Genomic DNA, 22306 nt, shown 5'->3' with positions numbered 1-22306 from the left:
CCCTCACAGTTTCTGTTGCGTCGGAACGAGCTGGATGTCCGGCGGTGGCTACCGTTCGCCGAGCGCGAGGCGCACCAGGTCGTCGGCGTCCATGTCGTTGATCCGCTCTTGCGCGTGCTGGATGCGCCGGGTCCGGTCGCGCTCCCGGTCGGACCCGGGCGCGTCCCGGGACACGGAGGCGTCGTCCCCGGCACCGGAGGCGTCGTCGGACGCGCTGTCGTCCCCGGTGCCGGCCGCGGCCAGCAGGAGGTCGGCGAGCTGCGCCACCGTGGGGTGGTCGAAGACCACGGTGACCGGCAGCCGCAGCCCGGTGTCGGCCTGGAGCCGGTTGCGCAGCTCCACCGAGATCACGGAGTCGACGCCCAGGTCCTTGAACGGCTTCTCCTCGCTGACGGCGTCCGGCCCGGCGTACCCGAGGACCCGCGCCACCTGCGTCCGGACGATCAGCGAGACCGTCTCCCGGCGCTGGAGGGGGCTCAGCGGGGCGAGCCGCCCGGCCAGCGTCTGCGTGGGCTCCTCGGCGGCCGGCCGCGCCTCCCCGAGGGCCGCGCGGGCCTCGGGCAGGTCGGCGAAGAGCGCCGTCGTCCGGGTCGCGCCGAACGCGCCGGCCAGCGCCTCCCAGTCCACGTCCGCGACCACCGGCGTCGGGTCGTCGCCGAGCAGGCACCGGCCCAGCGCGGCGGTCGCCGGCTCCGGGGCCAGCAGCCGCAGACCCCGCCGGACGACGGCCTCCGCCATGCCGCCCCGGGTCATCATGCCGTCGCCGTCCCACGGACCCCAGATCACCGAGGTCGCCGGCAGCCCCAGGCCGCGCCGGTGGAGCGCCAGCGCGTCCAGGAAGGCGTTGGCCGCCGCGTACCCGCCGTTGCCGGTGCTGCCCCACATCCCCGACACCGAGGAGAACAGCACGAACGCGTCCAGCTCCCGGTCCCGGGTCAGGTCGTGCAGGTGCAGCGCCGCGTCGGCCTTGGCCCGCAGCACCTCGGCGAACCGCTCGGGCGTCAGCTCGCCCAGCGGGGTGTTCTCGATGACTCCCGCGGTGTGCACGACCGCCCTGATCCGGTCGCCGGCGGCGTCGAGACCGTCCAGCAGCGCGGCGAGCGCCGCCCGGTCGGACACGTCGCACGCCAGCGTGCTGACCCGCACGCCCCGCTCGGACAGCAGGGCCTGAAGGGCGTCGGCCCCGGGTGCCGCCGGGCCGCTGCGGCTGACCAGCACGAGGTGCTCGGCGCCCCGGTCCGCCAGCCAGGCCGCGGTGTGCCGGCCGAGCGCGCCGGTGCCGCCGGTGACGAGGACGGTGCCGCCGAACCGCGGCTCGTCGCCGCCGGGCCGGGTCTGCCGGGGCGCGCGCACCAGCCGGCGCACGAAGACGCCCTCGGTCCGCAGCGCCACCTGGCTCTCGCCCCCGGGATCGGCCAGCACCGCGGCGAGCGGGCCGGCCGCCGCCGGGTCCAGGTCCGCCGGCAGGTCGACCAGGCCGCCCCACCGCTGCGGGAACTCCACGGCGGCGACCCGCCCCAGACCCCATAGCTGCGCCTGCACGGGGGCGGCCAGCTCCTCGCCGCCGACCGCCACGGCACCCTGGGTGACACACCACAGCGGCGCCGTCACCCCGGCCTCGCCCAGCGCCCGCAGCACGCCCAGCAGACCGGGCCAGTCACCGGAGCGGGACGGGACCGCCGCCCCGAGGGGCGTCGGCGGCGCGAGCAGCAGCACACCCGACGGCTCCGGGCCGCCGGCCGGCAGGGACCGCAGTACGGCCGCCAGCTCACTGTTCCCGTCGGCTCCGCCGTCCGCGCCGTAGTGATCCACCGGCACCACCCGCGCGCTGTCGCCGAGCGCGCCGAGAACGGCGGCGGCCAGCGGCGATTCACGGGTCGCCGGGTCCAGCAGCACCAGCCAGCCGCCCGCCGGCGACCCGGCCGGGGTGTGCGGCGCGGGCCGCCAGGTGATCCGGTACCGCCAGGAATCGGCCGACGCGGCCGCCCGCTGCCGCTCGTGCCACGCCGACAGCGCCGGCAGCACGGCCCGCAGCGCGGCCTCGTCCGGCAGCTCCAGCTCCGCCGCGAGCCCGTCGGCGTCGCCGCGCGCCACGATGTCCCAGAACGCGGAGTGCGTCTCGTCCGCGCCGCCCGGTGCGGCGGCGGGCGCGGGCGGCGCCAGCCAGTACCGCTCGTGCTGGAAGGCGTAGGTGGGCAGCTCCACCCGGGCCGCGCCGGTCCCGGCGAAGACCCCGGACCAGTCCACCGGCGCCCCGTGCGCGTGCGCCTCGGCCACCGAGGTCACGAAGCGCCGCAGACCGCCGTCGTCCCGGCGCAGCGAGCCCACGACCGCGCCCCGGGCGCCCCGCGAGGCGATGGCCTCCTCGATGTCGCCGCGCAGCACCGGGTGCGGGCTGATCTCCAGGACGAGCGTGTGCCCCTTGGCGAGCACCGTGCCCATGGTCCGCTCGAAGCGGACCGTCTCGCGCAGGTTGCGGTACCAGTACGCGGCGTCGAGCGTGGTGGTGTCCAGGACGTCCCCGGTCACCGTGGAGTAGAAGGGGATGCCGGCGGTGCGCGGCGTGACCTCGCGCAGCGCCTCCATCAGCTCTTCCCGGATCGCCTCCACCTGCGCGGAGTGCGCCGCGTAGCTGACCGGGATCCGCTTCGCCCGGACCCCGCGCTCGGCGCACACGGCCAGCAGGTCGTCCAGGGCCGCCGGCTCACCGGAGACCACCACCGACGACGGGCCGTTGACGACGGCCACGTCCAGGCGTCCGTCCCAGCACGGCAGCCGCCGCGCCTCCGCGTCCGGCAGCGCCACCGAGACCATCCCGCCCCGGCCCGACAGCGCCACCAGCGCCCGGCTGCGCAGCGCCACGATCCGCGCGGCGTCCTCCAGCGAGAGCGCGCCGGCCACGCAGGCCGCGGCGATCTCGCCCTGGCTGTGCCCCACCACGGCCGTCGGCCGCACCCCGTACGACTCCCACAGCCGGGCCAGCGACACCATCATCGCGAACAGCACCGGCTGGACGACGTCGACCCGTTCCAGGGTCGGCGCGCCCGGCTCGCCGCGCAGCACGTCGAGCAGCGACCAGTCGGTCACGGCGTCCAGCGCGGCGGCGCACTCCCGCATGCGCGCGGCGAACACCGGCGCGGTGTCGAGCAGTTCGACCGCCATCCGGGCCCACTGTGCGCCCTGCCCGGGGAAGACGAACACCCGCTCCGCGTCGGCCGCGGCGACCGCCCGCACCACCGCGTCCGCGGTGTCGCCGGCCAGCAGGGCGTCCAGCCCGGCCGTCAGTTCCTCCCGGCTCCCGCCGACCACGACGGCGCGGTGCTCCAGCGCGGCACGGGTGGTGGCCAGCGAGTGGCCCACGTCGACGGGGGACAGGCCGGGCCGGTCCGCGAGGTACGAGCGCAGCGCGGCGGCCTGGCCGCGCAGCGCCTCGGGCGACCGCGCCGACAGCGGCCACGGCACCACGGCGGGCGGCGCGGCGGCCGGGTCCGGCGCGGCCGGCCCGTCCTCGGCCGGGGCCTCCTCCAGGATGGCGTGGACGTTCGTCCCGCTGATCCCGAACGAGGAGACGCCCGCACGGCGCGTCCGCTCGCCGCGGGGCCACGGCAGCGGCTCGGTCAGCAGCTCCACCGCGCCCGCGGACCAGTCGACGTACGGGGTCGGCTCGTCGATGTTCAGGCTGGCGGGCAGGCTGTCGTGGCGCAGCGCCATGACCATCTTGATCACGGCGGCCACTCCCGCCGCCGCCTGGGTGTGGCCGATGTTCGACTTCACCGAGCCCAGCCGCAGCGGCCGCCCGGTGTCGCGGCCCTGCCCGTAGGTGGCCAGCAGCGCCTGCGCCTCGATCGGGTCGCCCAGCTTCGTGCCGGTGCCGTGCGCCTCCACCACGTCCACGTCGCCCGCGGCCAGCCCCGCGTCGGCGAGGGCCTGGCGGATCACCCGCTCCTGCGAGGGGCCGTTGGGCGCGGTGAGCCCGTTGCTGGCGCCGTCCTGGTTGACGGCCGAGCCGCGCAGCACCGCCAGCACGCGGTGGCCGTGGCGCCGGGCGTCCGACAGGCGCTCCAGGACCACCATGCCGACGCCCTCGCTCCAGCCGGTGCCGTCGGCGGACCGGGCGAACGGCTTGCACCGCCCGTCGGGCGCCAGACCGCGCTGCTGCGCGAACTCCACGAACATGCCGGGCGTCGCCATCACCGTCACCCCGCCGGCCAGCGCCAGCGCGCACTCGCCCGCCGACAGCGAGCGGGCGGCCAGGTGCAGCGCCGCCAGCGAGGAGGAGCAGGCGGTGTCCACGGTGAGGGCGGGGCCTTCGAGCCCGAGGGCGTAGGCGACGCGGCCCGAGACGACGCTGGGGGTGCTGCCCGTGAGCAGATAGCCGTGCGTGCCGTGGTCCGGGTCGCCGAGGCGGGGCCCGTAGTCCTGGGCGGTGGCGCCGGTGAACACGCCCACCTGACGGCCGCGCAGACCGCCGGGGTCGATGCCGGCCCGCTCCAGGGCCTCCCAGGAGGTCTCCAGCACCAGCCGCTGCTGCGGGTCCATCGCGAGCGCCTCGCGCGGGCTGATGCCGAAGAACGGGGCGTCGAAGGCGGCGGCGTCGTGCAGGAAGCCGCCGGTCCTGGCGTAGCGCACGTCCGGGTTCTCCGGGTCGCGCAGCTCGACGTCGGGCCACTCGCGGTCGTCCGGGAACGCCGACAGTCCGGTCCTGCCGTCGGCCACCAGGCGCCACAGGTCCTCGGGCGAGCGGACGCCGCCGGGGAAGCGGCAGCTCATGCCGACGATCGCGATCGGCTCGTCGTACCGGGCCGGTACGGCCGCCGCGGGGGCCTCGGCGGCGGACTGCTCGCCCGACAGCCGGCTCTGGAGGAAGCCGGCCAGACCGGCCGGGGTGGGGAAGTTGTAGATCAGCGTGGGCGGCAGCCCGGTCAGCCCGGTCGCCTCGGCGACCCGGTCGCGGAACTCCACCGCGGTGAGCGAGTCGAAGCCCAGCTCCTTGAACGTCCGGCGGGTGTCCACGGTGTCCGTGGACAGGTACCCGAGCACGGTCGCCACACAGGTCCGCACCAGTTCCAGCGGCTCGGCACCGGGCTCGCGGGCGGGACCGGGGGCGGACTCCGGGGCCGGGCGGGGCTCGGGCGCGGCGCCGGTCACGGGACCGGTCGCGGTGCCGGCCGTCTCACCGGTGGCGGAGCCAGCCGCCGCGGCGGTGTCCTCGCGCGCCCGGTCGCCGGGCTCCTCGAACCAGAAGGGACGGCGCTGGAAGGCGTAGGTGGGCAGCTCGACCCGCGCGGGCGTCCACCCGGTGAGCACCCCCCAGTCCACCGCGGCTCCGCGCACGTACGCCTCGGCGAGCGCGGTGGCGACGGTCAGCTCCTCCGGCCGGCCGTCCCGCAGCACCGGGACGACCGCGCCGCCGGGCGCGGTGCCGGTGTCGGCGAGGCTCTCGCGGGTCATCGCGGCCAGCCCGCCCGGACCCAGCTCCCAGTAGCCGGTGACTCCCTCGGCGTGCAGCAGCCGGACACCGTCGGCGTAGCGCACGCAGGCGCGGATGTGCCGGGTCCAGTAGTCGGCGGACGCCAGCTCCGCCGCTGTCGCGAGGCGGCCGGTGACGTTGGAGACCACGGGGATCTTCGGTGTGCCGTAGGTCAGCCCGGCCGCCACCGCGCGGAACTCCTCCAGGACGCCGTCCATGTGCGCGGAGTGGAACGCGTGGCTGACCCGCAGCTCCTTGGTCCTGCGGCCGGCGGCCCGGAAGTGCGCGGTGACCTCCGCCACCGCCGCCCGGTCCCCGGAGACCACCGTGGTGCGCGGTCCGTTGAGCGCGGCGAGGGACACCCGGTCGCCGTGCGCGGCCAGTACGGCGCCGACCTCCTCCTCGCCGGCCTCGACGGCGGCCATGGCGCCGCCCGCGGTGGCCCGCTGCATCAGCCGGCCGCGCGCCGCGACCAGGGCGCAGGCGTCCGCCAGGCCGAGCACCCCGGAGGCGTACGCCGCGGTGAGTTCGCCGATCGAGTGCCCCAGCAGGTAGTCCGGCTCCACCCCGGACGCCCGCAGCAGGCGGTACAGGGCGCTCTCCACGGCGAACAGCGCGGCCTGGGTGTACTCGGTCTCGTCCAGCAGCGCGGCCTCGGCGGTGCCGGGCCCGGCGAACAGCAGGTCCTTGAGGCGGTGCGGCAGATGCGGGTCGAACGCCGTACAGATCTCGTCCAGCGCGGCGGCGAACTCCGGTAAGGAGGCGTGCAGTTCGTAGCCCATCCGAGGCCGCTGGCTGCCCTGTCCGGAGAACAGGAACGCCGTCCGGCCGCCGTCGCGGGCGGTGCCCCGCACCAGGCCGGCGGCCGGCACACCGCGGGCCAGCGCGTCCAGCCCGGCGAGGTGGTCCTCCGGCGTGCGGCCGAGCACCACCGCGCGTTCCTCGTGCGCGGTGCGGTGGGCGCTGAGCGTGTAGCCGACGGCCTCGGCGCCGAGGCCGGGCCGGGCGGCGACGTGCTCGCGCAGCCGCGCCGCCTGGGCGCGCAGCGCGCCGGGGGAGCGCGCCGTCACCACCCACGGCACCGGCGCGGCGGCCCCGGGGACCGCCTCCTGCGCCTCGCGCCCGGCGGCCTCCGCCGCGTCCTCACCGGTGGCCGCCGCTTCAGCGGCTCCGTCGTACATCACCGCGCCGCCGCCGGCCGCCGCCTCGTCCGCCGGGGCCACCGGGTGCCGGTCCGACAGCACCACGTGGCAGTTGGTGCCGCCCATGCCGAACGAGCTGACGCCCGCCAGCAGCGGCGCGTCCTCGCGCGGCCACGGTGCCGGCTCCGTCGGCACCCGCAGGTGCCACGCGTCCAGCGGGATGTCGGGGTGCGGTTCGGAGAAGTTGCGGGACGGCGGGATGCGACGGTGCCGGATGCTCAGGACCGTCTTGATGAGTCCGGCGACACCCGCCGCGGCCTCCAGGTGCCCGATGTTGGTCTTCACCGAACCGACGTACAGCGGGGGACGCCCGCCGGACCCGCCGCCGAACACCGCGCCGAGCGCGGCGGCCTCGACCGGGTCGCCCTTCCTGGTCCCGGTGCCGTGCAGCTCGACGTACTGCACGTCGGCCGGGTCGACACCGGCCCTGCCGTACGCCTCGCGCAGCACCGCCTCCTGCGCGCCGGCCCGCGGCACCGTCAGGCCCTCGCTCGCCCCGCCGCTGTTCACCGCGCCGGCCTCGATGACGCAGTACACGCGGTCGTGGTCGGCCAGGGCCGCCGAGAGCGGCTTGAGGACGAGGAAACCGGCGCCCTCCCCGCGCACGTAGCCGTTGGCGCGCGCGTCGAGCGTGAAGCACTGCCCGTCCGGGGACAGCGCGCCGAACTTCTCGGAGTACACGGTGCTCTCGGGTGCCAGCATGAGGCTGACCCCGCCGGCGAGGGCGAGCACCGACTCGCCCCGGCGCAGGCTCTCGCAGGCGGTGTGCACCGCCACCAGCGAGGACGACTGCCCGGTGTCGATCACCATGCTGGGGCCGCGCAGGTCGAAGGTGTACGACACCCGGTTGGCGATGGCGCCGCGGTGCAGGCCCGTCATGCTGTGCTGGGTGGCGGCGGCCGGGCCCGCCCGGTGCAGCAGCGTGGCGTAGTCGTCCCACATGGCGCCCACGAACACGCCGGCCCGCCGGCCCCTGAGGTCGCCCGCGACGATGCCGGCGTCCTCGAACGCCTCCCAGCCCAGCTCCAGCGCCAGCCGCTGCTGCGGGTCCATGGCGGCCGCCTCGCGCGGCGAGATGTCGAAGAACTCGGGATCGAACCCGGCGACGTCGTCCAGGAAGCCGCCGGGCCGGGCGGCGAGCCGGCGTTCCGGCGCGGGCGGCGCGAGGGCGCTGCCGCCGTCGCGGAGCAGGTCCCAGAAGGCCGCCGGACGGTCCGCGCCGGGGAACCGGCAGGCCAGGCCGACGACGGCGATCGGCTCGCTCGGTGTGCCGGCGCGGTCGTCCGGAATCGTTCGGGCGGTACGCATACGTGTCCCCCAGGAGGCCGTTGCCCGTCTCGGAGAATGGGCGGGGAAGGAACGAGGAAACAGGGCGTTCGTCAGCGGGGATTCGGGACGGGGCGCCGCTTCCGCTTCGGTCGCAGCAGGTACCATTCGACGAACAGGAGATGGCCGAGAACCGCACCCCAGGTAGCCGACGCGTAGGCCTGTTCGTAGTTCAGGCCGACGGCCACCAGAATGAGGTTGAGCGGACGCAGCGTGACCGTGGAGGTGGTCATCGCGACGTTCCGCAGCATCCACTTGCGGTGGTCGGCGTACTTTCGCTGCCGGGCGGTCAGGTAACCGGCGACACCGGTGATGATCCAGCAGGCGTCCATGGCGAGCAGCGCGGTGGACACGTCCGGTCCGCTGGTCGTCAGCAGCGAGTCGGGCAGGGCCAGCGCCGCGGACGGGAAGACGCCGGCGAAGAAGTAGACGCGGCCGACGATGCGGTGCGCCCGCGGCCGCTGGGCCCGGAACCAGGGCCAGACCTGGAGCCAGGCCAGCACGATGGCGATGACGGCGGTGTAGATGTGGACGACGAACAGCGGGTAGTGCCAGGGCAGGTCGGTGCGTATGCCCAGCCTGCTGTTGGACGGGTCGAAGGTGAGGTACCGGGAGACGCCGAACGCGGCGAATCCCACGCAGTAGACCGCGAGGCAGGCCACCCACGTCAGTTCACGCCCGCCGGGCTTCGACACCGGCGCCGCTTGGAGCGGGCGCTCTGCTTCCACGGGAACTTCCCGGACGCTGTCCACAGCATCACCTTTCCTCGCCGCTAACCTGAAGGCTCCCTCGGAGACTAAGAAATGCGGCGGCGTACGGCGGCGTACGGGCCGATAATCCCCACCTATGTGGTATCCGGTGTGCCTCTTTGGTGGTACGCGGCACTCCGGTTCGCCGATTTCACGTGCTTCTTTTGTTGACTTTCTACGGCGCGTCACCGCGGGGTATGTTTTTTGCCAATTCCGATCTTGCCCGACTGAATTCCTAAGGGGACCGCCAGCCCATGCGCATCGTTCGGTACCACGAATTCGGGCCGTCGAGTGTTCTCCGAATCGAGGAGGCGGACGTCCCGCGTCCCGGGCCCGGCGACGTACTGGTCCGCGTGGAGGCGATCGGCGTCGACCAGGCCGATGTGCAGCGGCGGCGCGGCGAGCACCCCGTGTCCGCACCGGTGCTGCCGGCCTGCCCCGCCGCGGACGTCGTCGGCGTGGTCGAGGCGGCCGGCGCCGAGGTGCCCGACGGACATCTCGGCACCCGCGTGGTGGTGTGGAAGGCGCAGAACGCCTACGCCGACCACGTCATCGCCCCGGTGGACCGGATCATGCCCCTGCCGGACGGCCTGGACCCGGCCGGGGCCACGGTCCTGGGCTCCACCGGACGGGTCGCGATGCAGATCGTCGACACCGGGCGGCTGCGGGCCGGGGAGAGCGTGCTGGTGCACGGGGCGGCCGGCGCCGTGGGCCACATGGCCCTGCAGATCGCCAAGGCACTCGGCGCGAAACCCGTGATCGCCACCGCGAGTTCGGCCGAGAAGCTGGAGTTCGCCCGGTCCCTGGGAGCCGACGTCTGCGTGGACTACGGCCGCCCCGACTGGGCCGAGCGGGTGCGCGAAGCCGTGGACGGGCCGGGCGTGGACGTCATCCTCGACGGCGTCGGCGGCGACCTGCTGCACGACGACGTCGCCCTGCTGGCCCCGTACGGCCGGCTCGTCTTCTACGGCGCCTCCGGCAGCCCGACCGCGCGTCCCGTCCTGCCGTTCCTGGACGTGCTCGGCATGAAGTACGTGACCGGCTTCAGCATGGCCACCCTGCTGCGCCACCGCCCCGACCTCGCCGAGTCCGGCACCCGGCGGCTCCTCGGCCTGGTCGCCGACGGATCCGTACGCCCCGTCGTCGCGGCGCGCGTGCCCCTGGCCGAGGCCGCCCGGGCCCACGACCTGGTCGAGTCACGCGCCAGCCGGGGCCGTGTCGTGCTCGTGCCCTGAGGAGACCACCCGCCGTGACCACACCAGGAACACATCCCGCTGACGGGGAAGGGAACAGCATGCTGGAGCAGTCCGAGACCGAGGTGCTCATCGTCGGGGCGGGACCGGTCGGCCTCGCCCTGGGCGTCGACCTGCTGCGCCGGGGCATCTCCGTACGCGTCGTCGACCGGGACCCCACCCACCACCCGCACTCCAAGTCCCTGGCGCTGTGGCCGCGGGCCCTGGAGAGCTTCCACCGCATGGGGCTCGTCGACCCGCTGCTCGACCGGTCGCTGACGGTCGGCGCGCTGAAGTACTACATCGGCGGACGGATCATCCGGATCGGCTTCGGCAGCCTGGACGGAAGCCGGTACCGCTATCCGGTCACCCTGCCGCAGAGCGCCACCGAGGACGTGCTGCGGCAGGGCTTCGCGGACGCGGGCGGCAAGGTCGAGTACGGCACGGAGTTCGTCCGGGTCACCCAGGACGCCGACGGCGTACGGGCCGTGCTGCGCACCGACGGGCAGGAGACCGAGGCGACGGCGCGCTACCTCGTCGGCTGCGACGGCGCGCACAGCACCGTCCGCCAGTGCCTCGGCGTGGGCTTCGAGGGCGCCACCTACCCGGCGCGGTTCCTGGTGGCGGACGGCGTGTGGGAGACCAGCCTGCCGCAGAACGAGACGCACTACTTCATGGACCCCTCCGGCATCCTGGTCGTCACCAGCCTGCCCGACGGCAAGGCCCGCGTCTTCCTCGGCCTGCGCGAGGAAGTGCCCGAAGGACAGCTCGCCGAGACCGCGCAGCGGCTGGCCCGGACCCGGTGCACCGTGCCGATCCGGGCGGTGGGCGAGCTGCAGACCGGGATCTTCCGCGTCCACCGGCGCATGGCGGACCGGTTCCGGGTGGGCCGCGTCCTGCTCGCCGGCGACGCCGCCCACATCCACAGCCCCGCCGGCGCCCAGGGACTGAACACCGGCCTGGAGGACGCCAGTTCGCTCGCCTGGCGGCTGGCGGCCATCCAGCGGCAGCAGCTCGCCCCCGCCGCCCTGGAGGAATGGGACCGACAGCGGCGGCACACGGCCGCCGCGGTGGTCGCCGACAGCGACCGGCAGACCCGGATGTGGACCCTGGACGGCTGGCGCAGGAACCTGCGCGACCTCGCCCTGGACGGCGCCGCCCGCGCCGGCCTCCTCGACCGGTTCGTCGCGCCGCGCCAGGCCCAGCTCACCCTGGCCTACCCCGGCGACGGCTCCCGGACCGGGAGACTGGCCAGCGGCATGCGGCTGCCCGACGTGCCGCTGGAGGGCCGGCCCGACCGGACCTGGCTGCACGACAAGGTGGCGCTCGACCGGCCGGTGCTGCTGCTGTTCGCGGCCGACAACCGGGTCCCGGAGCGGCTGGAGAGCACCCGGCGGGCCGCCCGGCGGCTGCTCGCCGAGGGCGGCGGGCAGGGCTCCGCCTACCAGAAGGCCGTACTCCTCAGCGCCCGCATCCCCGCGTCCGCCGCCCAGGACGCCGGCATCGACGAGATCAACGATCCGGGCGCCGACATCCACCGGACCTTCGGCATCGACCGGCCGTGCGCCGTCGAGGTCAGGCCCGACGCCACCCTCGGCGCGGTCTTCGAGCTGAAGAACGGCGCACTGGTGCGCGCCACCCGGCGGCGCGGCCCGCGCTGACCGCCGGACCGCGAGGAGACACAGGGAAGGAGAGCGGGGTGGCTCTGTTCACCATGCTCGGTCCGTTCGGGGTGGAGCCTCGGCTGCCGCAGGACCGGATCGCGGTGCCCCGGGGACCGAAAGTGCGGAAGCTGCTCTGTCTCTTCCTGCTGCACCCCGGCACGATCGTGACGCTGCATCAGATCATGGACGAGCTGTGGGGCGAGAAGACGGTCGACAGCGCCGTGCCCACGGTGCGCACGCACATCTACCACGTGCGCCGCTTCCTCGCGGAGCGCGGCGCCGGCGAGTACGGCGCGGTGATCCGCACCAGCAGCTCCGGCTACGTCCTGGAGCCGCGGGAGGACAGCACCGACGTGGCGGAGTTCCGGGTGTCCGCCCGGCGCGGCGGCGCGCTGCTGAAGGAGCGGGACTACGCGGCGGCGGCCCGGGAACTGCGCGCGGCGCTGGCGCTCTGGCGCGGGCCGGCACTGGCCGACGTGGCGCACGGCCGGGTGCTCGAACAGGAGGTCGCCCGGCTGGAGGACCAGCGGCAGGACGCGCTGCACCAGCGGATCGTCGCCGATCTCCAGCTCGGCAACCACCGCGAACTCGTCGGCGAGCTGCGCGCGCTGGTGGCCGCCCAGCCGCTGGACGAGTGGCTGTACGGATGCCTGATCGAAAGCCTCCACCGCAGCGGCCGCCGCACCGAGGCACTCCAGGCCTACGGCCGGATCAGCCAGGCGCTGGACACCGAACTGGGCCTGGAGCCCGCGCCGTTCCTCCAGGAGATGCGGCGGATGATCCTCGCGCCCGCGGCGGACGGCCCGGCCCGCTCCGGCTCGTTCATGACCCAGGCGTTCTCGACCATCGCATGACACGTGAAAGGCGAAGGTGACAGGAAAGATGAAGGTTGTCGCGGACTACGACAAGTGCTGTGCCGCGGGCCAGTGCGCCGTGCTGGCCCCGGACGTGTTCGACCAGGACGAGGACGACGGTGTCGTGGTGATCCTGGACGAGGAGCCGCCCGCCGTCCTGCACGACGCGGTGCTGCGGGCCGTCACGGCGTGCCCCGGCGCGGCTCTCCGGGTGGTGCGGTGAGCCCTCGGACGATCGTCGTGGTCGGCGCGTCCGCCGCGGGCATCGCGACGGCGGAGACCCTGCGCCGGAAGGGCTACGACGGACGCCTCGTCGTCGTCGGCGACGAGAAGCACCTGCCCTACGAGCGCCCGCCGCTGTCCAAGCAGGTGCTGACCGGCGAGTGGGACGAGGACCGCACCGCCATGCGGGACACCGCCTCGCTCGAAGAGTGCGCCCTCGACCTGCGCCTCGGAGTCCGCGCCACCGGACTCGACGCCGGGGCCCGCCGGGTCACCCTCGACGACGGCGTGGTGCTCGGCTACGACGGGCTGGTCATCGCCACCGGCGTGCGGCCCCGCACCCTGCCCGGCACCGGGGAGCTGTCCGGTGTGCACACGCTGCGCACGCTGGACGACCTGGCCGCCCTGCGCGCCAGCCTGCGGGCCGGCGGCACGGTCGCCGTCATCGGCTCCGGCCCGCTCGGCATGGAGGTCGCCGCGTCCCTCGCCAAGGGCGGCGCCCACCGGGTGACCGTCGTCACCGACGAACCGGTGCCGATGGAACGGATCTTCGGCGCGGAGGTCGGCACCCTGCTCGCCCGGGTCCACCGCGGCAAGGGCGTCACCCTGCGCACCGGGCAGACCGTGACGGGACTCGCCGGCGCCCGGGGCGCGGTGACGGGGGTCGAGCTCGCCTCCGGGGAGACGGTCCCGGCGGACACCGTCGTCGTGGCGATCGGCTCCACGCCGAACACCGAATGGCTCGCGGACAGCGGACTCACCGTCGACCGCGGCATCCACTGCGACGCGTACAGCGCGGCGGCGCCCCGCGTGTACGCCGCCGGCGACGTCGCGCACTGGCACCACCCCGTCCAGGGCGAACGGGTGCGCACCGAGCACCGCATCAACGCCACCGAGCAGGGCGCCGTGGCCGCGCACAACCTGCTGGCCGAGCTGGACGGCACACCCGAGCAGCGCGGCGAGTACGCGCCGGTGCCCTACTTCTGGTCCGACCAGTACGCGCTGAAGCTCCAGGCGTACGGCCTGCTGCACGGCGCGGACCGGGTGGAACTGCGGTACGCCGACCTCGGCGACCCCGACCGCCCCCGCGTCGTCGCCTTCTACTTCCGCCAGGGCCTGCTGCGCGGCGTCCTCGGCACCGGGATACCGCCCCGCGTCCTGCGCGAGGCGCGCGGCCTCGTCGCCCGCCCCCAGCCGTGGGACGGCATCCGGGACCGGGCCGACGACGTACTGGCCGCCCTCGGCTAGGACCTCTCCGGCCCCTCCCGCGCACGAGACGCCACCGAACACCTGAGAAGAGGCATGATGACGACGAGCCGGACGACACCCGAGGCGGGCGCCGGCCTGAGCGGTCTGCTGCTGCGGGCCGCGGCCCGGTTCCCGGACCACGGAGTGCGCTACGGCTCCGCGGAGCACCCCGCCGAGTACACCCTCCAGACCTACCCGGGCCTCCTCGCCGACGCCCTGCGCCTGCTGGGCGCCCTGCGGGAGAACGGCGTCGGCCGGGACCGGGTCGTGGCGCTGCTCCTGGAACGGCCCGAGGACTTCCTCCCGGCCTTCTGGGCCTGCCTGCTCGGCGGCGTCACCGTCTGCCCGCTGGTGCCGCTGCGCACCGACCCGCAGCGCTGGGCCGCCCAACTGGCCCACGTCGACACCCTGCTCGGCGGTCCGCTGGTGGTCACCGACCGGCGCGTGCGCGAGGAACTCCCCGCGGTCGACGGGCTGGCCGTGACCACCCTCGACGAACTGGCCCGCGCCACGGACGGCGCGGCCGCCCCCGCGGCCGCACCGGCCGCCACCGGCCCCGACGACGTCGCGCTGCTGGTGCTCACCTCCGGTTCCACCGGCGCCGCCAAGGCGGTCCGGCTCACCCACGGCAACCTGCTGGCCTCCATGGCCGCCAAGGCCGGCACGCAGTCGCTCGGCGCGGACGACGTGACCCTCAACTGGATCTCGTACGACCACGTCGCCGCGCTGCTGGAGGCGCATCTGCTGCCGCTGTCGGTGGGAGCCGTCCAGGTGCAGGTCGCACCGGAGGCGGTGCTGGCCGACCCGCTGCGCTTCCTGGAGCTGATCGACGCCCACCGGGTGACGATGACGTTCACCCCGAACTTCCTGCTCGGCCTCCTCAACAAGGCGCTCGACCGGCTGCCCGCCCCGCCCGCCCTGGACCTGTCCCGGCTGCGGCACATCGTCTCCGGCGGCGAGGCCAACCCGGTGGCCACGGGCACCGGGTTCCTCGACCGGCTGGCTCCGTACGGGCTGCGCCGCGGCGCCCTGTGGCCCGCCTTCGGCATGACCGAGACCTGCGCCGGCAGCATCTACAACCGGGAGTTCCCGGACGCCGACCGGACGGCCGAGTTCGCGGCGGTCGGCCGGCCGGTCGACGGACTGCGGATCAGGATCGCCGCGGACGACGACACGCCCCTGGCCGACGGCGAGACCGGCGAGGTCCAGCTCACCGGCCCGATGATCACCGACGGGTACTGGAACGACAAGGAGGCCACCCAGGCGGCCTTCACGGACGACGGCTGGTTCCGCACCGGCGACCTCGGCCGGCTCGACCACGGGCGGCTGACCCTGGCCGGGCGCAGCAAGGACAGCATCATCGTCAACGGCGTCAACTACTACAGCCACGACCTGGAGTCGGTGCTCGACGGCCTGGACGGCATCGCCCGGTCCTACGTCGCCGCGTTCCCGACCCGCCCGCCGGGCGGCGACACCGAACAGCTCGCCGTCGCGTTCGCCGTCACCCCCGGTACCGCCGCCGACGAGGCGGCCCTGCACCGCCTGCTCATCGCCGTCCGGAACAGCGCCGTACTGCACTGGGGCTTCCGCCCGGCGGTGCTGCTCCCGCTGCCCCAGGACGCCTTCCCGAAGACGAGCCTCGGCAAGATCCAGCGCTCCCTGATGCGCCGGCGGCTGGAGGCCGGCGACTACGCGGACCACCTGACAGCCGTCCGGGAGCTGGTCACCCGGCAACTGGGCGGCTACACCGCCCCGGTGGGCGAGACCGAGCGGACCCTGACCGCGCTCTACGGCGAACTGGTCGAGGAGCCGCCGGACACGATCAGCGCCACCGCCGGCTTCTTCGACCTCGGCGGGACCTCGCTGGACATCCTGCGCCTCAAGCGCCTGATCGCCCGGCACTTCCCCGGTACGCGGCTGCCCGTCCTCGCCCTCCTCACCTCGCCCAGCGTCCGCGCCCTGGCCGCGCGCATCGACGCCGGCCAGGGCGAGCGGCCCGCGCCCTACGACCCGGTCGTCCCGCTCCAGACCGGCGGCGACAGGACACCCCTGTTCTGCGTCCACCCGGGCGTCGGCGAAGTGCTCGTCTTCGTCAACCTCGCCAAGTACTTCGCGCACGAGCGGCCCTTCTACGCCCTGCGGGCCCGCGGCTTCAACCCCGGCGAGAAACCCTTCGCGAGCTTCGCCGAGATGGCCCGCACCTACGCCGACGCCATCCGGGCCACACAGCCGCACGGCCCCTACGCCCTCGCCGGCTACTCCTTCGGCGCGGCGGTGGCCTTCGAGGTGGCCAAGCTGCTGGAGGCGGACGGCGAACGCGTGGACTTCCTCGGCAGCTTCAACCTCCCCCCGCACATCAAGTACCGCATGGACGAACTCGACTTCACCGAGACCGCGGTCAACCTGGCGATGTTCCTGGACCTGATAACCAAGCAGCAGGCGGCCACCCTGCCCGCCGAGCTGCGCCCGCTGGACCGGCCGGAACAGCTCGGCCGGCTGCTCGCCCTCGCCCCGCCGGACCGGCTCGCCGAACTCGACCTGGATGCGGAGCGGTTCACCGCGTGGGCGGAACTCGCCGACAGCCTCACCGGTCTCGGCCGTACCTACCAGCCCACCGGCGAGGTCGCCGCACCCCTGAGCGTCTTCTACGCCGTACCGCTGCGCGGCACCAAACAGGACTGGCTGGACGGCGAACTGAAGCGGTGGGCCGACTTCACCCGCGAGGAACCCCGGTACATCGACGTGCCCGGCGAGCACTACACCCTCATGGGCCCCCGGCACGTGGCCGTCTTCCAGTCCCTGCTGCGCGCCGAGCTGGCCCGCGCCCTGGAGGACTGAGGCCATGGCCGGCACCACCGCGCTCACCGGGCGGAAGATCCTGATCACCGGGGCCACCGGCCTGGTGGCCCGTACCGTCGCCGAGACGCTCGCGGCCCGCAACGAGGTCTGGTGCGCCGGCCGGTTCGGCGACCCGGCCCTGGAGCACCGGCTCCGGGACCGGTCCATCCGGACCTGGCACTGGGACATGGCCACCGACACCCTGGACGGCCTCCCCGACGACTTCACCCATGTGCTGCACGCCGCCGTCGAACGCGGCGACGGGGACTTCGAGGAGACGGTGACGGTCAACTCCGTCGCCACCGGCCGCCTGATGACCCACTGCCGCACCGCCGAAGCCTTCCTCTACGTCTCCACCAGCGCCGTCTACGCACCCCAGGCCCCGGACCACCGGCACACCGAGTCCGACCCGCTGGCCGCCGCGTCCGCCTGGCTGCCCGCCTACCCGGTGGGCAAGCTGGCCACCGAGGGCGCCGTCCGCGCGCTCGCCGTCACCCTGGGCCTGCCCACCACCATCGCCCGGCTCAACGTGGCCTACGGACCGCACGGACACGGCGGGCTCCCGGTCATCCACTACCGGCAGATGCTCGCCGGACAGCCCATCGCCGTGCCCCGCGAGGACCAGCACTACTGCTCCCCGATCCACACCGACGACATCGCGCGGCACGTGCCCCGGCTGTGGGCCGCGGCGGCGGCCCCCGCCACCGTGGTCAACTGGGGCGGGGACGAGACCGTCGGCGTGCGGGACCTGATGACGTACGTCTCCCGCCTCACCGGGGTGCCGGTCGCCTTCGCACCCGCCGACGTCACCCGCGCCGTCGTCGCCTTCGACCCCACCCGCCGCCGGGACCTCGCGGGCGACTGCGCGTGGTCCTGGCGCGACGGCGTCCGGCAGGTGCTGGACGCGCACTTCCCCGGCTCGGTCGACACCGGCCCGCAAAGAGCCGACACCGGCCCGCAAAGAGAGGTCCCGGCTCCATGACCACCGTGCCCGCCCCCACCGGCGAGACCCCCGCACCCCCCGGGACACCGGCCGAACCCCAGGTGCTGGGCCTGCTGGAGCGTGCCCTCAGCACCAGTTGCGCCGCCTCCCTGCGCGCCGCCGTGAAACTCGGCCTCGCCGACGCCCTCGGCACCGCCCCGGCCACCGCCGGGGACCTGGCCGCCGCGGTCGGCGCCGACCCGGACGCGCTGCGCCGCCTGCTGCGCGCGCTCACCTGCCACCAGGTCCTCACCGAGGACGCCGCGGGCCGGTTCGCCCACACGGACGTCTCACGGCTGCTGCGCACCGGCACCCCGGACAGCCTCGACCAGCTCGTGCTGTGGATGACCGAACCGTGGACCTGGGAGCTGTGGGGCCGGCTCGACGAGTCGGTCCGCACCGGCGAGGACGTCTTCGTCGACCTGTACGGCCAGGAGTTCTTCGAGCAGGTGCACACCGCCTGGCCGCAGTCCGCGGCGGTGTTCGACCGGGCCATGACCCAGGCGAGCCGGCAGTCCGCCCGGGCCGTCGCGGCCGCCCTGCCGCTGGACGGGGCGCGCGTGGTCGCGGACATCGGCGGCGGCCAGGGCTTCCTGCTGGCCTCGCTGCTCGAACACCACCCCGGCCTGCGGGGCATCCTCTTCGACCGGCCGGACGTGCTGGCCGGCGCCGACGCCCGGCTGCGCGAGGGCGGTCCGCTCGCCGGCCGGACCCGGCTGCTGCCCGGCGACTGCCGGGAGGAGGTGCCGGACGGCGTCGACGCGTACGTGTTCAAGAACGTGCTCGGCATGAACGACGAGGACGCCGCCGTGGTCCTCGGCACCGTCCTGCGGACGGCCCGCCCCGGGGCCCGGGTGATCATCGTGGAGAACCTCGTCGACGACGGGCCGGGCCAGGCCTTCAGCACCGCGATGGACCTGCGGATGCTCCTCACCGTCGGCGGACGCAAGCACACCCTCCGCGGACTGTGCGAGCTGGTGACGCGGTCCGGCCTCACCGTCCGGCAGGCCCGGCCGGTCGACTCCTACCAGCACATGATCGAGGCCACGGTGCCCGCGCCGGCCGCGGGGACCCGGTGAGGGCCCGGTGAGAGAGGGACGGACCGCCATGACCGAGGCCGTGGACGTCCTGGTCGTCGGAGCGGGCCCCACCGGCCTGCTGCTGGCCGGGGACCTGGCCGCCGCCGGCGTGCGGGTCACCCTGCTGGAACGGCGCCCGCACGCCGACGCCAACCTGACCCGCGCCTTCGCGGTGCACGCCCGCAGCCTGGAGGTGCTCGACGCCCGCGGCCTCGGCGACGAACTGGCCGGCCTCGGCCGCACGGCACCCGTCGTCGGCGTCTTCGGCAAGCTGGAACTGCATCTGCACCGGCTGCGCACCCGCTACCCCTTCGTGCTGATCACCCCGCAGTACAACACCGAGCGGCTGCTGGAGCGCCGGGCGCTGGCGGCCGGCGTGCGCATCGTGCGGGGCGCCGAGGTGGTGGGACTGCGCCGGCGGGCCGACGGCGTCGAGGCCGAGACGGCCGGGGCGGGCACCTTCCGCGCCGCGTACCTGGTCGGCTGCGACGGCGTGCGCAGCGCGGTCCGGCGGCTGAGCGGCATCGGCTTCCCCGGCCGGTCGGTCCTGCGCTCGGTGATGCTGGCCGACGTCCGGCTCGCGGACCTGCCCACCGAGGCGGTGACCACCAACGCCAACCGGTACGGCTTCGCCTCGCTGGTGCCGTTCGGCGACGGCTGGTACCGGGCGATCGGCTGGATCGCCGGGGACGACCGCCCCGACGACGCCCCGGTGGAGGCGGCGGAGCTGGCCGGGCTGCTGCGCCGGGTGCTCGGCTCCGACCACGGCATGCACGAGCCGCGCTGGATCTCCCGCTTCCACAGCGACGAGCGGCAGGCGGTGCGCTACCGCGCGGGCCGGGTGCTGCTGGCCGGCGACGCCGCGCACGTGCACTCGCCCGCCGGCGGCATGGGCATGAACACCGGGCTGCAGGACGCCGCCAACCTGGGCTGGAAACTGGCCGCCGTGGTCCGGGGCCGGGCCGGGGAGCCGCTGCTCGACTCCTATGAGCGCGAGCGCCATCCGGTCGGCCGGCAGACGCTGCGGATCTCCGGTGCCATCACCCGGGGTGTGCTGAGCGCCCCGCGCGGCCGGACCGTGCGCCGGCTGCGGGACCTGGCGCTGCCCGCGGTCTCGCGGCTGAGTTCGCTCACGGCACTGGGGGAGAGCCGGCTGTCGGGCATCGGCGTCTCCTACCCGGCGCCGCCCGGCAGCCACCCGCTCACCGGACGCCGGGTGCCCGATCTGCGGCTCGCGGACGGACGGCGGCTGTACGAGGTGCTGCGCGACGGCGCCTTCGTGCTGGTCACCCGGGACCGGCCGGTACCGGAGGACGCCTGGCTGCGGGTCGCGGCGCCCACCGGAGACCTGCGCCACACCCTGCTGGTCCGCCCGGACGGCCACATTGCCTGGGCCGCCGGCCGGCCCGATCCCGCCGGACTCCGCGCCGAACTGGAGCGCTGGCCGGTGCGGGCCGGCTGAGCCGCGCACCACCAGGCACAAGTGGCACCCGGCACCCGGGCACCCGCCGAGCGGTGATCACCGCTCGGCGGGTGCCCGGTCCCGTCCCGCGGGTCGGACCCGTCGCGTCACGGGCGGAACCGCAGCACCTGCGGGTCGTGGTCGCTGATCTGGTCGTGGAACTCCGCGTTGATGTGCACGCTGTCGTACGCGAAGTCGCCGCCGCGGCGGATCGCCGGGCTGATCAGGATCTGGTCCAGGACCTGCTGGTTGCCCTGGTAGTCGTAGGTGTAACGCTCGCCGCGCGGCAGCGACTTGATCGCCGACCACAGCTCGCCGTCGCCCTCCAGGATGCGCGCGGTGCCGGAGAACTCGAAGTCGTTCATGTCGCCGAGCGCGATCACCTCCGCGTTCTTCTGGGCGGCCAGGATGTCCTTGACGAACGCGTTCACCACGGTCGCCTGGGCGTGCCGCTGGACCTCCGAGCTGCGCACCGGCGGCTGGTACTGGGCGGTCAGGCCCTGGTCGCCGCCCTTGGAGTTGAGGTGGTTGGCGATCACGAAGACGGTCTTGCCGCGGAAGACGAACTCGCCCGCGAGCGGCTTGCGGCTGTTGTTCCACGCCGCGTTCGCCGGGTCGATCCGGCCCGGCGAGACCGTCAGCCGCGCCTTGCCGTGCGCCTTGACGACACCGGCCGCGGTGGTGGAGCCGCCGCCCGGCCGGTCCGTGAAGGACACCCGGTCCGGGTTGAACAGGAACACCTGGCGGATGTTGCCGCCGGGCTCGCCGCCGTCCTGGCCGTCGACCGGGTCGACCGAGCGCCAGTCGTACCTCGGGCCGCCCGCCGCGACGATCGCGTCGATCAGCTTCGCCACCGTCCGGCTCGCGTCGACCGTGCCGTCGTTCACCGCGCCGTTGTCGTCCTGGATCTCCTCCAGGGACACGATGTCCGGCGACTGCAGGCGGTCCACGATCGCGGCGGCGTGCCGGTCGAAGGTGGTGTCCGACGGGTCGAGGTTCTCGACGTTGTACGTCGCCACCGCCAGTTCGCGCTCCGACTGCCGGCGCGTGGTCTCGCGCTCCAGGCCGCCGCCGTCCAGCGTGCCGAGGCTGCTCGCGGCCAGGGTGTAGCCGCCGAACTGGTTGAAGTCCAGCGGGCCGGTGGTGGCGCCCGCCAGGGTGTCGCCGACGTCCGCCTGCGGGAAGCCGGCGGCCGGGCCCAGCGACTGGATCTGGAGCCGGCCGGTGTTCTGCGCGTCGTAGGAGCCGTACACCGTGCCGCCGCGGCGGCTGCGGTGCTCCCACGGCTTCACCGTGACCCACAGCTCGCTGTACGGGTCGGTCGCGGTGACCACGCGGGCGTCGGCGACCTGGACGTTCATGCCCTCCAGGGACTCGTAGTAGTCCAGCGCGTACGCCGACGGGTCCAGGGCGAGGCCGTTGACGGAGCCGGCGGCGGCCGGGTCGCCCTGCGGGGCGTACGCGTCCGGCACCGCGTCCTCGTCGATCACGACCGGCGCCGGCACCGCGTTGCCCGTGGAGACGGTGGTGACCTGCGGCTTGGTGATCTCGGTCAGCGACTGGTTGCCGGACGAGGCGCCGCCCGGGACGAACTCGGTGACCGTGCCGCTCACCGTCACCGCGTCACCGGCCGCCACCTTCGGCGCGGAGCTGGTGAAGACGAACACGCCCTCGCTGGTGGCCGGGTCGTCGTCGGGGGCCGGGTCCTGGAGCCAGAAGCCCCGGGAGGAGCCGTAGGAGCGCGTGGCCGTGACGATGCCGGACACGTCCGTCACCTTCTGCCCGGCGAACGGCGATATCCGGGTGGTGCCCTGGATGTCGTGCACGCGCACCGAGTCGGCGTGCGCGGGAGAGGTGAGGACGACGGCGGAGACCGCGCTGCAGACGGCGGCGACGGTGAGCGCGCCGAGACGCGCGGAAGACCTGCTCGGCAAGGGATTCCCTCCGGGGACGGGCATGGGCGCCGGGGTGCGGGCGG

General features: G+C 74.8%; 12 protein-coding genes. 9 read left to right on the top strand and 3 right to left on the bottom strand.

All coding sequences use genetic code 11. The features are described 5' to 3' along the window. Positions 1-48 precede the first annotated feature (48 nt). Both ACZ4SV_RS29500 and ACZ4SV_RS29495 read right to left on the bottom strand, forming a co-directional pair. Positions 49-7980 carry a type I polyketide synthase gene (locus tag ACZ4SV_RS29500; protein WP_468007814.1) on the bottom strand — a complete coding sequence of 2644 codons (7932 nt, stop codon included), beginning with the start codon at positions 7978-7980 and terminating at the stop codon, positions 49-51. A gap of 71 nt (positions 7981-8051) precedes the next feature. Next, on the bottom strand, positions 8052-8726 hold the full coding sequence (locus ACZ4SV_RS29495; protein ID WP_397948261.1) for a DUF2306 domain-containing protein: 675 nt from the start codon (positions 8724-8726) through the stop codon (positions 8052-8054). Positions 8727-9001: 275 nt separating this feature from the next. On the opposite strand from ACZ4SV_RS29495, the gene ACZ4SV_RS29490 reads away from it, so the two are divergent. The 9 genes from ACZ4SV_RS29490 to ACZ4SV_RS29450 are packed head-to-tail and all read left to right on the top strand — an operon-like array spanning position 9002 to position 20328. After that, positions 9002-9982: a quinone oxidoreductase family protein gene (locus ACZ4SV_RS29490; protein WP_468007811.1), complete on the top strand. Its 981-nt coding sequence runs from the start codon at positions 9002-9004 to the stop codon at positions 9980-9982. A 59-nt stretch (positions 9983-10041) separates the two neighbouring features. Further along, positions 10042-11640 carry an FAD-dependent monooxygenase gene (locus ACZ4SV_RS29485; protein ID WP_468007809.1) on the top strand — a complete coding sequence of 533 codons (1599 nt, stop codon included), beginning with the start codon at positions 10042-10044 and terminating at the stop codon, positions 11638-11640. Between the two features lie 38 nt (positions 11641-11678). Further along, a complete protein-coding gene (locus ACZ4SV_RS29480; RefSeq protein WP_365879327.1) occupies positions 11679-12497 on the top strand; it encodes an AfsR/SARP family transcriptional regulator in 819 nt (272 codons plus the stop codon). 28 nt (positions 12498-12525) lie between these two features. Further along, positions 12526-12720: a ferredoxin gene (locus ACZ4SV_RS29475; protein WP_365879325.1), complete on the top strand. Its 195-nt coding sequence runs from the start codon at positions 12526-12528 to the stop codon at positions 12718-12720. Then, entirely contained in the window at positions 12717-13967 is a 1251-nt protein-coding gene (locus tag ACZ4SV_RS29470) for an NAD(P)/FAD-dependent oxidoreductase (RefSeq protein ID WP_468007806.1), read from the top strand. Before ACZ4SV_RS29475 ends, ACZ4SV_RS29470 begins: the two co-directional genes overlap by 4 nt. Before the next feature lie 57 nt (positions 13968-14024). After that, on the top strand, positions 14025-16805 hold the full coding sequence (locus ACZ4SV_RS29465) for an alpha/beta fold hydrolase (protein ID WP_468007878.1): 2781 nt from the start codon (positions 14025-14027) through the stop codon (positions 16803-16805). Positions 16806-16809: 4 nt separating this feature from the next. Beyond that, positions 16810-17787: an NAD-dependent epimerase/dehydratase family protein gene (locus ACZ4SV_RS29460; protein ID WP_397941738.1), complete on the top strand. Its 978-nt coding sequence runs from the start codon at positions 16810-16812 to the stop codon at positions 17785-17787. Beyond that, the gene (locus ACZ4SV_RS29455; protein ID WP_468007804.1) at positions 17784-18866 is read left to right on the top strand and encodes a methyltransferase; all 1083 of its coding nucleotides are present in this window, start codon (positions 17784-17786) and stop codon (positions 18864-18866) included. Before ACZ4SV_RS29460 ends, ACZ4SV_RS29455 begins: the two co-directional genes overlap by 4 nt. Positions 18867-18894: 28 nt before the next feature. After that, entirely contained in the window at positions 18895-20328 is a 1434-nt protein-coding gene (locus ACZ4SV_RS29450) for an FAD-dependent monooxygenase (RefSeq protein ID WP_468007802.1), read from the top strand. A 107-nt stretch (positions 20329-20435) separates the two neighbouring features. Here the strand turns inward: ACZ4SV_RS29450 and ACZ4SV_RS29445 are convergent, their stop codons facing one another. Further along, the gene (locus ACZ4SV_RS29445) at positions 20436-22262 is read right to left on the bottom strand and encodes an endonuclease/exonuclease/phosphatase family protein (protein ID WP_468007800.1); all 1827 of its coding nucleotides are present in this window, start codon (positions 22260-22262) and stop codon (positions 20436-20438) included. Positions 22263-22306 lie beyond the last annotated feature (44 nt).

It is taken from the genome of Streptomyces sp. NPDC027672, assembly GCF_055566335.1.
This window is presented reverse-complemented; position numbering and strand designations above follow the sequence as displayed.

Excerpts from the sequence above, each read along its gene's own strand:
- ACZ4SV_RS29490 (WP_468007811.1), top strand. The coding sequence starts at position 9,002 with ATGCGCATCGTTCGGTACCACGAATTCGGGCCGTCGAGTGTTCTCCGA.
- ACZ4SV_RS29450 (WP_468007802.1), top strand. The coding sequence starts at position 18,895 with ATGACCGAGGCCGTGGACGTCCTGGTCGTCGGAGCGGGCCCCACCGGC.
- ACZ4SV_RS29460 (WP_397941738.1), top strand. The coding sequence starts at position 16,810 with ATGGCCGGCACCACCGCGCTCACCGGGCGGAAGATCCTGATCACCGGG.
- ACZ4SV_RS29500 (WP_468007814.1), bottom strand. The coding sequence starts at position 7,980 with ATGCGTACCGCCCGAACGATTCCGGACGACCGCGCCGGCACACCGAGC.
- ACZ4SV_RS29475 (WP_365879325.1), top strand. The coding sequence starts at position 12,526 with ATGAAGGTTGTCGCGGACTACGACAAGTGCTGTGCCGCGGGCCAGTGC.
- ACZ4SV_RS29455 (WP_468007804.1), top strand. The coding sequence starts at position 17,784 with ATGACCACCGTGCCCGCCCCCACCGGCGAGACCCCCGCACCCCCCGGG.
- ACZ4SV_RS29485 (WP_468007809.1), top strand. The coding sequence starts at position 10,042 with ATGCTGGAGCAGTCCGAGACCGAGGTGCTCATCGTCGGGGCGGGACCG.
- ACZ4SV_RS29465 (WP_468007878.1), top strand. The coding sequence starts at position 14,025 with ATGACGACGAGCCGGACGACACCCGAGGCGGGCGCCGGCCTGAGCGGT.